Source organism: Burkholderia cenocepacia (assembly GCF_900446215.1).
GTDB classification, from domain to species: Bacteria; Pseudomonadota; Gammaproteobacteria; order Burkholderiales; family Burkholderiaceae; genus Burkholderia; species Burkholderia cenocepacia.
In genome coordinates this window covers 295,568-307,691 of sequence record NZ_UAQZ01000003.1, presented here as the reverse complement: position 1 = coordinate 307,691, position 12,124 = coordinate 295,568, and the positions used below count along the sequence as shown (strand labels likewise).

At 67.5% G+C, this 12,124-nt stretch carries 13 protein-coding genes; 6 read left to right on the top strand and 7 right to left on the bottom strand.

Going from position 1 to position 12,124, the window contains the following annotated elements; all coding sequences use genetic code 11:
• Positions 1–41: 41 nt before the first annotated feature.
• Complete coding sequence (locus DTA15_RS12175) at positions 42–1,682, bottom strand: L-lactate permease (protein ID WP_006485788.1); 1,641 nt, start codon at positions 1,680–1,682, stop codon at positions 42–44.
• Between the two features lie 422 nt (positions 1,683–2,104).
• On the opposite strand from DTA15_RS12175, the gene DTA15_RS12170 reads away from it, so the two are divergent.
• A complete protein-coding gene (locus DTA15_RS12170; protein ID WP_006485769.1) occupies positions 2,105–2,422 on the top strand; it encodes a DUF4148 domain-containing protein in 318 nt (105 codons plus the stop codon).
• Positions 2,423–2,509: 87 nt separating this feature from the next.
• Here DTA15_RS12170 and gshA read toward each other — a convergent pair whose 3' ends face one another.
• The 3 genes from gshA to ada form a co-directional block, all read right to left on the bottom strand.
• Positions 2,510–4,123 carry a glutamate--cysteine ligase gene (gene gshA / locus DTA15_RS12165; protein ID WP_006485793.1) on the bottom strand — a complete coding sequence of 538 codons (1,614 nt, stop codon included), beginning with the start codon at positions 4,121–4,123 and terminating at the stop codon, positions 2,510–2,512.
• Between the two features lie 465 nt (positions 4,124–4,588).
• Positions 4,589–5,548: a DNA-3-methyladenine glycosylase family protein gene (locus tag DTA15_RS12155; protein WP_006492382.1), complete on the bottom strand. Its 960-nt coding sequence runs from the start codon at positions 5,546–5,548 to the stop codon at positions 4,589–4,591.
• Positions 5,545–6,636 carry a bifunctional DNA-binding transcriptional regulator/O6-methylguanine-DNA methyltransferase Ada gene (gene ada / locus DTA15_RS12150; RefSeq protein ID WP_006489944.1) on the bottom strand — a complete coding sequence of 364 codons (1,092 nt, stop codon included), beginning with the start codon at positions 6,634–6,636 and terminating at the stop codon, positions 5,545–5,547. Before ada ends, DTA15_RS12155 begins: the two co-directional genes overlap by 4 nt.
• A 431-nt stretch (positions 6,637–7,067) precedes the next feature.
• Between ada and DTA15_RS12140 the strand changes: the two genes are divergently transcribed.
• The gene (locus DTA15_RS12140; RefSeq protein WP_006489956.1) at positions 7,068–7,481 is read left to right on the top strand and encodes a VOC family protein; all 414 of its coding nucleotides are present in this window, start codon (positions 7,068–7,070) and stop codon (positions 7,479–7,481) included.
• Between the two features lie 21 nt (positions 7,482–7,502).
• Here the strand turns inward: DTA15_RS12140 and DTA15_RS12135 are convergent, their stop codons facing one another.
• The 3 genes from DTA15_RS12135 to speG all read right to left on the bottom strand — a co-directional run bounded on the left by DTA15_RS12135 (position 7,503) and on the right by speG (position 9,638).
• Entirely contained in the window at positions 7,503–8,057 is a 555-nt protein-coding gene (locus DTA15_RS12135; protein WP_006489935.1) for a YaeQ family protein, read from the bottom strand.
• 188 nt (positions 8,058–8,245) lie between these two features.
• On the bottom strand, positions 8,246–8,593 hold the full coding sequence (gene sap1 / locus DTA15_RS12130; protein ID WP_006489950.1) for a surface attachment protein Sap1: 348 nt from the start codon (positions 8,591–8,593) through the stop codon (positions 8,246–8,248).
• 487 nt (positions 8,594–9,080) lie between these two features.
• Complete coding sequence (gene speG / locus DTA15_RS12125) at positions 9,081–9,638, bottom strand: spermidine N1-acetyltransferase (RefSeq protein WP_034178587.1); 558 nt, start codon at positions 9,636–9,638, stop codon at positions 9,081–9,083.
• A gap of 151 nt (positions 9,639–9,789) precedes the next feature.
• On the opposite strand from speG, the gene DTA15_RS38535 reads away from it, so the two are divergent.
• From DTA15_RS38535 to DTA15_RS39015, 4 genes are all read left to right on the top strand, one after another.
• The gene (locus DTA15_RS38535) at positions 9,790–9,960 is read left to right on the top strand and encodes a hypothetical protein (protein WP_006489933.1); all 171 of its coding nucleotides are present in this window, start codon (positions 9,790–9,792) and stop codon (positions 9,958–9,960) included.
• Between the two features lie 115 nt (positions 9,961–10,075).
• A complete protein-coding gene (locus DTA15_RS12120; RefSeq protein WP_006489924.1) occupies positions 10,076–10,324 on the top strand; it encodes a DUF2795 domain-containing protein in 249 nt (82 codons plus the stop codon).
• 109 nt (positions 10,325–10,433) lie between these two features.
• Positions 10,434–11,792: a sensor domain-containing diguanylate cyclase gene (locus tag DTA15_RS12115; protein WP_006489952.1), complete on the top strand. Its 1,359-nt coding sequence runs from the start codon at positions 10,434–10,436 to the stop codon at positions 11,790–11,792.
• 150 nt (positions 11,793–11,942) lie between these two features.
• Positions 11,943–12,068, top strand: coding sequence for a hypothetical protein (locus DTA15_RS39015; protein WP_256097665.1), 126 nt, complete (start codon positions 11,943–11,945; stop codon positions 12,066–12,068).
• Positions 12,069–12,124: the final 56 nt, after the last annotated feature.

Below are 12,124 nucleotides of genomic sequence, written 5' to 3'. Positions count from 1 at the left end.
CTCGTTGCTTTCCTCGTGCCTTCTTCTGTCGCGGCGCCGCGTCACTTCGGCAGCGCCGGAATCATCCAGGTCAGCACGTGCTGCTGCAGGAACACCAGCACGCCGAGCAACAGCGTGAGGATCACGCTGTGCCAGAAGGTGCGCGCGAACACGACGCCCTCCTGCCCTTTCAGGTCCGTCGTCGATACGCCCGTCGCGATGTTCTGCGGCGAGATCATCTTGCCCATCACGCCGCCCGACGAGTTGGTGGCGGCCATCAGCACCGGATCGAGGCCGAGCTGGCGCGCGGCGACGACCTGCAGGTTGCCGAACAGCGCGTTGCCCGACGTGTCGCTGCCGGACAGGAACACGGCGATCCAGCCGAGCGACGCGGACACCAGCGGGAACAGCGCACCGGTCGACGCGACGCCGGTGCCGAGCGTATAGCTGATGCCCGAGTAGTTCAGCAGGTACGCGAGCCCGACGATCATCATCACCGTGACGATCGCGATCCACGTCTGCCGCCACGTCTTCACCACGCATTCGACGAACGCGCCGGGGCCGGTACGCGTCAGCGCGGCCGTGACGATCGCCGACAGCAGGATCGCGGTGCCCGTGCCGAGCGGCTGGAAATCCCAGATCGCCGCATACGGCTTGTGGTACAGCGACACGTACACGGCGTTGTGCAGGCCCGGCCACTTGATCTTCACGTCGCCGATCGCCGCGACGTTCGCGTGTACCCACACGATCACGACCACCGACACGACGAGCCACGGCAACCAGCCGCCGAAGCCCGCGCGCGCGGCGCCGGCGGCGGCCGGCACGCTGCGCGCGAGCGCGTATTGCGGATCGGGCTGCGGCTTCCACACCTGCAGGAAGCCGATCGTCACGATCAGCGACGTGAGCGACGACAGCACGTCGGTGAGCTGGTAGCCGAGGAAGTTCGACGTGACGAACTGCGCGAGCGCGAAGCTGCCGCCCGACACGAGCAGCGCGGGCCACAGCTTCGCGATCGAGCGCAGCCCGCCGTATGCGCCGACCACGTAGAACGGCAGCAGCAGCGCGAAGAACGGCAACTGGCGGCCGACCATCTGCGCGAGCGTCGCGGGCGGCAGCGACGTGACCGCGCCGAGCACGGTGATCGGCACGCCGAGCGCGCCGAACGCGACCGGCGCCGTGTTGAACAGCAGCGTGTAGGTGAGCGCTTCGAGCGCGGGAAAGCCGAGCGCGATCAAGAGCGCGCTCGTGATCGCGACCGGCGTGCCGAATCCGGAGATCCCTTCGAGCAGACAACCGAACGAGAACGCGACGACGAGCAGCACGAGGCGGCGATCGTCGGGCAGGTTGTCGAGCATCCACTGCCGGAACTGGTCGAAGCGGCCCGACTTCACCGCGATGTTGTAGAGCAGCAGCGCGTTGAAGACGATCCACATCACCGGCACGACCGCGAGCGCCATGCCGGCGCCGACCGCGTTGAACGCGAGCCCGGCCGGCATCCCCCACGCGCCGATCGCGACCGCGAGGCCCGCGACGAGCCCGGCCAGCGACGCCTGCCACGCGGGGCGACGCAGCACGCCGAGCGCGATCAGCGCGACCGCGATCGGGATCGCGGCGACGAGGAACGACAGGAGCAGCGAGTGGGCGACGGGCGTCAACGGTTGCGCGAAGACGATGCCGGGCGGTAGGGCGTCGGTGGGATTCATCGTGTCTCCAGAGTCGACCCGGGCGCGCATGTCGATGTGCCGGGTTCGGGTCAAGGCGATGTCCTGCAGTCACGACCACGATCGGGCGCTTGCGTACGCAACGACGTTGCGCGGCCAACCGATCGGTCGCTTAAAAGAGGTTAGGAGGCGCGACGCGCTTGTACAAGGGGGGAGAAGCCCGATGCGGGCGAGCCGATGCGGACCGTCCGCCGCACGATGACCGGCAGATGGCGCGCAGCTGTCGCGTTCGACAGGCAACCCGTCGCGGCCGGCTCACCGGTGCGCGCGCAATGTTGCGCGACCGGAAAAGGTGACTGCCAGCCACGAGGATGTTTCGTTTGGCCTCCGAAGCCTAGACTGGCTGCATCGTTTCCGCCCGCGCCAGCAACGGCGCGGCACCGGAACCTCACGGAGCACACACGATGAAGACGATGAAACACGCGGCATGCGCGTTCGTGCTGATCGGCGCGGCGTTCGCCGCTCACGCGCAAGCCGCGTCGACGCTCACGCGCGCGCAGGTCCGCCAGGAGCTCGTGGAGCTGCAGGCCGCCGGCTACCGGACGAGCCTCGCAAGCAGTCCGGACTTTCCGGAAAACATGCAGGCGGTCATGCAGCGCGCGGCGCAGGCGCGCACTGAGGGCGACGCGGCCGGTTACGGCAGCGACGGCCGGTCCCACACGGAATCGGGCAAGCCGATGCTGCCGCACGCGGCCGATCGCGGCACGTACGCGCATCACTGACCGGATCACCGACCCGATCACCGACGGAATCGGACGGATCGCGCGGCAGCGGCGCGGCGCACCCTGCGCCGGCCGCATGCGCGAGCGTCACACGCTGAAGCGGTTCAGCGTATAGGCGCGATAGGCGGCGACGAATGCGTCGAACGATCCGGCCTCCTTCGCTTCGAGCTCGGCCTGCTCGGCCAGCGACTTCGCGGCGAGCGCCTGCTCGGTGCGCAGCGTCTCGGCCGACGGCGGATGCGCGCGGAAATGCGCGGCATGCGCTTCGCTCTGCGCGAGCGCGAACGCGAGGAACGACTGGCCGTTCTCGCGCATCGTGCGCAGCACGCGCGCGGAAGGCGTGCGTTCGGGATCGGCGAGCTTGTCGCGCTGCGCGGCGATCGCGCGCGCATGCTCGTCGCCGCCGCGGATTTCGTCGAGCCGGTGACCGACGATCTCGATATCGGCCATCAGTTCGTCGGCCCACTGCCGCAGCGTGATCGATTGGCCGTCGCGCGTCAGCGTGAGCCCCGGCTTGCGGCCGTCCATCGTCACGCTGCCGAAGTTCGCGTTCGCTTCCTTGTACGCGTCGCAGTCGAGCGGCGCGCTTTCGTCGAGTGCGCACGCGAGCAGGAACGCGTCGATGAAGCGCGCGGTCTCCAGCGCGATGCCGGTCGGCTCGAACGGATCGATGTCGAGGCAGCGCACTTCGATGTACTGGACGCCGCGCGACGCGAGCGCATGCAGCGGCCGCTCGCCCGAATACGTGACGCGCTTCGGCCGGATCGTCGAGTAGAACTCGTTCTCGATCTGCAGCACGTTCGTGTTGATCTGGATCCACTCGCCGTCGCGATGCGTGCCGATCGCCTCGTACGCCGGATACGGCTCGCTCACGGCCTTCGACAGCGCGTCGAGATAACCGGGCAGCGTGTTGTAGTCGACATGCAGCGCGGCCTGGGCCGTCGTGTTCGAGTAGCCGAGATCGCTCATCCGCAGGCTGGTCGCATACGGCCGGTACAGCGTATCGGCGTCGAACGTATCGAGTTTGTGCGGCTTGCCGCGCAGGAACCTGGTGTCGAGCACCGGCGACGCGCCGAACAGGTACATCAGCAGCCAGCTGCGGCGGCGGAAGTTGCGGATCTGCGCAAGATAGCGTTCCGACTGGTAATCGACGAGCGTCGCCGTGGACCCTTCTTCCGCATGCAGGCGCCGCCACACTTCCTCGTGCAGCGAGTAGTTGTAGTGGATGCCGGCGATGCACTGCATCGTGCGGCCGTAGCGATACGCGAGGCCGCGCCGGTACACCGTCTTCAGGCGGCCGATGTTCGACGTGCCGTAATCGGCGATCGGGATCTGGTCGTCGGCCGGCAGCAGGCCCGGCATCGAGTCGTTCCACAGCATCTCGTCGCCGAGCGATGCATAGACGTAGCGATGCAGATCGTCGAGGCGCTCGAGCGTGAGCGCGGCGTCGCGCTCGGCGGGTGTGATCAGTTCGATCAGCGCTTCGGAATAGTCGGTCGTCAGCGCCGGATGCGTGAGCGCCGAACCGAGCGCGCGCGGATGCGGCGTGAACGCGATCATCCCGTCGCGCGTCACGCGCAGGCTTTCCTTTTCGATGCCGCGCAGGCCGTCGGGCAGATGCTGCCGCGTCGGGCCCGAGCTCAGCGCGTCGAGGCGATTCAGCAGCAGTTCGGACTGGCGGTGAGTCATGGTGTTCGACATGGAGACGCAAGTGCGTGACGGCCGCGCGCAGAACGCCGCGCGCGGCCGGCTGGATTGTTGGTCGCTTCGTTGGTAGCGGGCACTTTAACATCTCGCCGGAACCCGCGCTTGAGGTGGCCCCGGGCATGGCGCACGGGCCTGAGCGGGCGATCGGACGGCCCGGGCGCGGCAGCGCCGGCCCCGATCGCCGGGTCGGGACGAGGCCGATCGGCACGCCGGTCAGCGGAATTCGTCGGATGGAACGGGCGCGGCGAACGGGGGGCGGCAGGTGCAACCGTGTCGCGGAATGGATCGGGAAACCCCGCATCCGGAGACGTCGCACGCGCGGCATCCGGCCGGTGCCGCAGGCGTGGCATCGCCATGACGGGCCACGTCACGCCGGCACTTGTCGCATGCCGGCGCCGCCTGCGCACCGGGTTGCAGCCCCGCCTTCCGGCGGTCGCACCCGGCCGCGGGCCGCCGCGCTTACCCGCCGCGCGCGCCGCCTGCCCGGTCGGCCACTTCGTTCCACAGATGCAGCGCCGCATACGCACGCCACGGCCGCCAGCCTTCGGTGCGGCGCTTCTGGCTGGCGAGCCGGTCGAGCGCCGGGTCGCGCGCGGCGATCGACTGCATCAGCACGAGATCGGATGCCGGCCACGCGTCCGGGTCGCGCCATGCACGCATCGCGATGTATTCGACGGTCCACGGGCCGATGCCGGGCAGGTCGAGCCACGCGCTGCGCAGCGTCGCGAGATCGGCATGCGCGCGATCGACCGGCACGTCGCCGGCCGCCACCGCGCGCGCCACGCCGGTCAGCGCGGCCACCCGCTTGCCGGGCATCCCGATCTTGTCGAGATCGCACGCAGCCAGCGCGTCGGGTGTCGGAAACCGCCACGCGGGCGCGCCGTCGTCGTCCTGCATCACGCGTTCGCCGGCCCGTTCGACGAGCCGGCCGACGATCGTCGTCGCGGCCTTCACGCTCACCTGCTGGCCGACGATCGCGCGCACGGCCAGCTCGAATCCCGACCACGCGCCCGGCACGCGCAGCCCCGGCGCGGCGTCGACGAGCGGCGCGAACCACGGATCGCGCGCGAGCCCGTCGCCGATCGCGGCCGGATCGGCGCCGAGGTCGAACATCGTCGCGACGCGCGCGGCGAATGCATCGTCGACGTGACGCGCGACCGCCCCTTCGACGGTCGCGATCAGGCAATGCTTGCGCGGGTGTTTCGTGACGGTGAGCCGGCCCGCATCGCCGTGCAGATCGACGATGCGGCGATATACACCGTCGGCGACCTGCTCGACACCCGGAATCGCGCGCCCGCTGAAGAAGCGCAGTACGCGCGCCCAGTCGTACGGCGCCTTGTAGCGCAGCTCCATCTGCGCGGACGGCGGCACTGGGCCACCGTTCGCGAGGGACTTGATCGTTGTCGTCTCGATGCTCAAACCGCACTGCCCTCCGTCTCGGCTTCGGCTTCATCGTCGTGAACGTGGCGCGCCTCGGCCGCGAGCAGCGTCGCCTTGCGGCGCACGCCCCAGCGATAGCCGGCGAGCGCGCCGCCCTTCTGCACGACGCGGTGGCACGGGATCGCGAGCGCGACCGGATTCGACGCGCACGCGGACGCGACCGCCCGCACCGCGCGCGGCGAGCCGAGCGCCTCCGCGATCTCCGAATAGCTGCGCGTCTCGCCGTACGGGATGTGCGTCAGCGCTTCCCATACGCGCTGCTGGAACGCGGTCGGCGCGATGTCGAGCGGCAGGTCGAATGCGTGCCGCGTACCGTCGAGATACGCGCGAATCTGCGTGACGAACGGCGCGAGCCGCGCGGACGATTCGACCAGTTCGGCGCGCGCGAACGTGTCCTTCAGTTCGCCGACGAGCGACGCCGGGTCGTCGCCGAACGCGATCCGGCAGATGCCCTGTTCGGTGGCGGCGACCAGCACCGTGCCGAGCGACGTCGACGCGGTCGCATAGTCGATCCGCAGGCCCGCGCCCTGGCGGCGAAACGCGGACGGCGCCATCCCCAGCTCGCGCGGCACCGACGCATAGAGCCGCGACGGCGAGTTGAACCCCGCGTCGACGGCCGCCTGCGTGACCGGCTGCCCGCTTTGCAGCGCCTGCCGCAACGCCGCGCCGCGCTGCGCGGCCTGGTACTGCCGCGGCGACACGCCGACCACGCGCTTGAAGAGCCGCTGCAGGTGGAACGGGCTCACGTGCACGGCGTCGCTCAACTGCTGCAGCGTGAGCCGCTCGGCCTGCGCGTCGAGCACCGCGCATGCGCGATTGACGATGTCCAGTTCGCGCGGCAGCCCTTCCGGCTGGCAGCGCTTGCAGGGCCGGAAGCCGGCCGCGCGCGCGGCCGCCGGATCGGTGAAAAAGGACACGTTCTCGCGGCGTGGCTGCCGCGACGCGCAGGTCGGGCGACAAAACACGCCGGTCGTGCGGACACCATAGAAGAACGCGCCGTCCGCATGCGGATCGCGCTCGGTCACGGCGCCCCAGCGGGCATCATCGGTCGGATAGGCGGTTTTCATTTGAACCTCGCACTCTCTAGTGTAGATGGTGCCTACTCTAGCCATCGGCACATGCCGTCGCGCCCTGAATCTTGCTCTGTGATTCGTGCCGACGAATCGGGGCCACATCGATCGAGATAAATCCGACGAAACCCGCGCGGCGGCCGCTCCAGCGCGGTTTTCGTCATCGTCCCGTCACCATTTTGCTGCAGTGCGGATGCGACAAATCGCCGTCCTGACGTTTTTTTGCAATCGGAATATTGCGTCGCACCATCGCCGTGTGTATAGTTGGAACTGTCTCCTCCATGTCTCCTCCTGATATGGATTAAGCCCGTTCCGCACTGCGTGAACGGGCTTTTTTTCGTCCGTCGATTGTGCCGCGTTCCGGCCGGCGGCGCAGGCGCGATGCGTCTACACTCGATGCTCGTCGACTGCGAAGGAGTCCCCCGCTCATGAAACCCACCATCCGCGGAATCGATCACATCGTGCTGCGCGTGACCGACATGGCGGCGATGACGCGCTTTTACTGCGACGCCGTCGGTTGCCATGTGGAGAAGGAACAGCCCGATCTGGGCCTCGTGCAACTGCGCGCCGGCGACGCGCTGATCGATCTGCTGACGGTCGGCGGCCCGATCGACCGGCCCGACAGCGGGCCGCCCGGCACCGGGCGCAACCTCGATCACCTGTGCCTGCGCGTCGAGCCGTTCGATCCCAACGCATTGATCGCCCATTTCGCCACGCATGGCGCGCGCCCCGGCGCACCGGCCGAACGCTACGGCGCCGGCGGCTACGGGCCGTCGATCTACCTGTTCGATCCCGAAGGGAACATGGTCGAATTCAAAGGGCCGCCGTCCGCGCTCGGCTGAATGCGGCCCGCGCGCGGGCCGTTACGCGTCCGCGCGCGCCTTCAGTACCGTCCACTCGACCACGACCGGATCGTGATCGGCGCTCGAGATCCACGCGGTGCCGTCCTGCACCGTGCACTGCAGGCGCATCGTGCGCTCGGCGAGCCGCCCGAGCGCGGCCGCGACGCCGTCGGCGAGCGACAGCACCTGCACGTTGCGCAGCCGTTCGACCTTGCTGCGCACGCCCTGCCACCAGATATCCGACGTCTTGCCGCCGTACGCGATCACCGTGACCTGTCCGGCGCGGCCGGCCGCCTTCGAGATGCGTCGTTCGTCCGGCTGGCCGGCCTCGATCCACACGTCGATCGCGCCCGTCAGATCCTTCTGCCACAGGTCGGGCTCGTCCACGTCCGACAGTCCCTTGCAGAACTCGAGCCGCTCGTGCGCGAACAGCGCGAACGCGACGATGCGCACCATCATCCGGTCGTCGGTTTCCGACGGATGGCGCGCCACCGTCAGCGCGTGATCGGCGTAGTAATGCCGATCCATGTCGGCGATTTGCAGCTCGGCTTTGTAGATCGTGGATTTCAGCGCCATGCGGATGCGGCCCGGGCGGGCATTCGGTTCGGTCGGGCCGTGATGATACCGAATGCGCGCCGTCCGGCGTGCGTGATGCGCGATCCACAGCGCAACGGCCCGGCATGCGCCGGGCCGTGATCGGTTCGCGCCGCCGGCTCCTCGAGCCGGCGCGCTCGCGCGTCGTGCGACTGCGCGGGAATGGACGGTTATTGCTTGACGAAGCGCGAATCGGTCCAGAGGCCTTGCTGGTCGCTGTTGTCGGCGCTGACGAACTGCACGTCGCCCTGATCGACCGACACCACGCGGAAGCGCTGGCCTTCCGGCACCGACAGGCAGCGGAAGTCGTCGAAATACTGCTGCTTCGCCTGCGACTTGCCGTCACGCTCGTGACTCAATACGGAGTCCAGATTGTCTTTCGACAGACAGCCCCATGCGTTCTTCGTCAGCTGGATTTCCTGCTTCGGCTTGACGGCCGAATCGCCGCCGGCCTGCGCAATCGACACAGCGCAAAATGCGCCGACAAGGGCAAAGAGGACACCGGTACGCTTCATCATGTTCTGTCTCCAGGCTTGCGGGCACCAGGCTGGGTTAGCTATGTGTTTAAAGGTGATCGTGAACCCGCGTTTTTCACTTTAGAAGACCGGTAAACGATAGCAAGCACATTTGTTGTGCGACCGCAATAGCGGCGGATTGTCGCACCCCGTGCGCAGCCTGTTTTCGCGCAGTGTGCGCGACGGGTAAAAGCGGGCTGCCCGGCGGACAGCCTCGTCATGCCGGGCGGAAAGCGTTATCCGGCAAGGCTTTCATCCCAGTTACATTGCAGCGATTGAACGGTTTGGATAATCCATTTCGATATCCGGATCATTTTGATGCGCCGCACATAAAGTCATCCGAAACGATTCCACTTTACCGCAGCGCGCAATCGCATTTACCTGATACAAGAAAAATGCCAGGTATAAGCGGATCCGTATTTATCCGTAGTTCCCCGTGTCCATTCGGCGCCCGCGAAGCCCCGTCGCAAGCGCCTTTCACCGATGGCGTTTACCCTGCGTTATTCACACCGGCCCGCTGCCGCTCGAAATAATCGCACTGGAAGATGCACATCCGATAAGCGTTGTGATACGCGCCATTCCCGAAAAATTCTTCCTTCAATTCGGCCTCGTGCTGGAATCCGCATTTCTCGTACACGTGAATCGCCGCCGCATTCGACGTATCGACGATCAGGTACAGCTTGCGCATGTTCAGCACCTTGAACGCGTACTCGATCGCGAGGCGCGTCGCCTGGCCCGCATAGCCGCGCCCCTGGCACTGCGGCGCGATGATGATCTGGAACTCGCCGCGGCGGTGGATGTAGTCGAGCTCGATCAGCTCGACGAGGCCGACGAGTTCATCTTGCGCATCGACCGCGACGAAACGGCGCTCGCGCTGGTCGTGTACGTGGCGGTCGTACAGTTGCGACAGTTCCGAGAAGGTTTCGTACGGCTCCTCGAACCAGTAACGCATGATCTTCGCGTCATTGTTGAGTTCGTGGACGAAGCGCAGGTCCTGGCGCTCCAGCGGCCGCAGCGCGAGCGTGTTGGTATCGTTCTGGAGTTGCATGTTCATGTCCTTTTTGAGGCCGGCGCACGTGCGGAACGCCCGCGCGGCGCGGCCGCGTTCGGGCCCGTTTCGCACTGTAAGAAATTGAACGCGGGCGAAGTTCAGAGCCTAGAATGGGAGCAAGGGTTCCTGCCACCGCAAGGAGGCTATCGTGATCGAGCAAGTCATCCTCGGAATTTTCCTCGTGCTGCCGCTCGTCATCGTGGCTGCGCTGTTTTCCGACGAACTCTGGCAGGAGCACCGTCGCCAGCATCCGCGCGACGAGAACGCACCGCACATCGACTGGAAGCATCCGTGGCGCCGCGTGCGACGCGGGCATTGACGTCGATCGCCGCCATCCGCAACCCGCGCCGGCCGGGGCACCGCGGGCCGCGTAACATGCCGGGCACGGCCCTTGCGCTTCGATCCGATTCCCGCCCCACCCGCGAGACGCCGACGTGAACGACAAGCCCACCATTCCTCCGCACGATATCCCGAACGAAACGATCGACCTGCAGATCGCCGATGTCCTGGCGGCCGTCCGCTATCCGGCGAACAAGGATGCGATCGTCGATGCCGCGCGCGACGCCGGCGCCAGCAACGAAGTGCTGTCGATGCTCGACGGCCTGCCCGAGCAGGACTACGCGGACGTCGATGCCGTCACGCGCTGGGTCGCCGGCAACTTCGGCCCCGGGCTCGGCATTTGAGCGCAGCGCGATAACGCGATAGGATCGGGCCGCACCGGTCGCGCCGCGATCGGCAGGCGTGCCGCCCGGCGCAAGATCGGGTGCGTCGCACGCGTGTCCGGGGGACTCCATGGAAGGCATCCTGATCCAGCACACGACGCAACGTCAGCTGTGGTTCGGCGCGCTGACGGCGCTCGTCATCCTGCTCACGCTCGGGATCGCCGCGCCGCATGCGAACGTCGCGCTGCCGCCCGTCGAGCCCTTCATGCCGATGTGCGCGCTCACCGTGTTCACGACCGCGAGCATCGCCGCGTTCTTCCTCGGCGCGCAGTTCACCGTGACACGCCAGCCCGTGCTCGGTGCGCTCGGCGGCGCCTATGCGTTCACCGCGCTCGCCGTCGCGCTGCAACTGCTCACCTTTCCCGGCGTGTTCGCGCCACATGGCCTGCTCGGCGCGCGCCCGCAAAGCGCCGCGTGGATGTGGGTCTTCTGGCATGCCGGCTTTCCGTGCTTCGTGATGGCCGCGCTGTTCGCACGCGAACGGCTGACGCGCGCCCCGGTCGGCGCGAAAGAGACGCGCCGCTGGACCCTCGCGCTCGTCGGTGGGCCGGCCATCGCGGCGGCGCTGCTGTGCGTGCTCGCGCTGAACGTGTCGCTGCCGCCCGCGTTCCATCCGCCGCGCGACGCGGCCGTGCTGCCCGTCAACGGCATCGCGCTCGTCGTGTGGATCCTCAACGCGCTCGCGCTCGTGGCCGTGCTGGTCACGGGCCGGCTGCGCACGACGCTCGACCTGTGGCTCGCGATCGCGGTGCTCGCCTGTCTCACCGATACGACGCTGAACCTGCTGTCCACCAACCGCTTCACGGTCGGCTGGTATGTCGCGCGCGTGTTCAGCATGTTCACGCCCGGCGTGCTCGTGTGCGTGCTCGCGTGGGAAGTGACGATGCTGTATCAGCAGTTGTTCGAAGCGCACGCGACGCTGATCCGCTCTTCCGCGCGCGACGGTCTCACGGGCGCGTTCAACCGCAGCCACTTCAACGACCATTTCCATACGCTGTTCCTGCAGGCGCGGCGGCAAGGCGAACCGCTGTCTCTGCTGATGGTCGACGTCGATCGCTTCAAGGCGTACAACGACGCGTTCGGTCACGTGAAGGGCGATGCGTGCCTGATCGCCGTTGCGAATGCACTGGCCGGCGCGGTGCGGCGGCCGGCCGACATCGTCGCGCGCTACGGCGGCGAGGAGTTCGCGATCGTGCTGCCGAACACCGGCGCGCGCGGTGCGCGGGTGGTGGCCGACGAAGTGCGCGAAGCCGTGCTGCGGCTCGACCTCGCGATGCCCGACTCGCCGGCCGGGCGCGTGAGCGTCAGCGTCGGTTGCGCGACCGTGTCGGCCGACGATCTGTCGACCCCCGACGCGTTGATCGAAGCTGCGGATGCCGCGCTGTATCGCGCGAAGGATGCGGGGCGAAACCGGGTCGTCGTCGCCTGAAAACGTCTGCTGTTTGGCGAATTGTTACGGTCATTGTGACCGGAATAATCCGCCGTTACGGATTGCGGCGCGGGGATACGATCGCTTACAGCCCGGGCCGGAGCCGCTCGCTATGCTGGGTTTCATATTGAACCCGAGCAGGTGAACGCGATGAAGAAGGCCCTTTTGCTGATTGCCGGCGTCGCCGTGTTGTTGAGCGGCTGTATCGTCGTGCCTGATGGTGGCGGGTATTACGGTGGGGGTGGGTATTACCATCATCATCGTCATTGGGATTGACGTCTTCCGACCGAGCACTGCGTCATCATTCCGGATGTTTGAATTCGTTTCGGCAT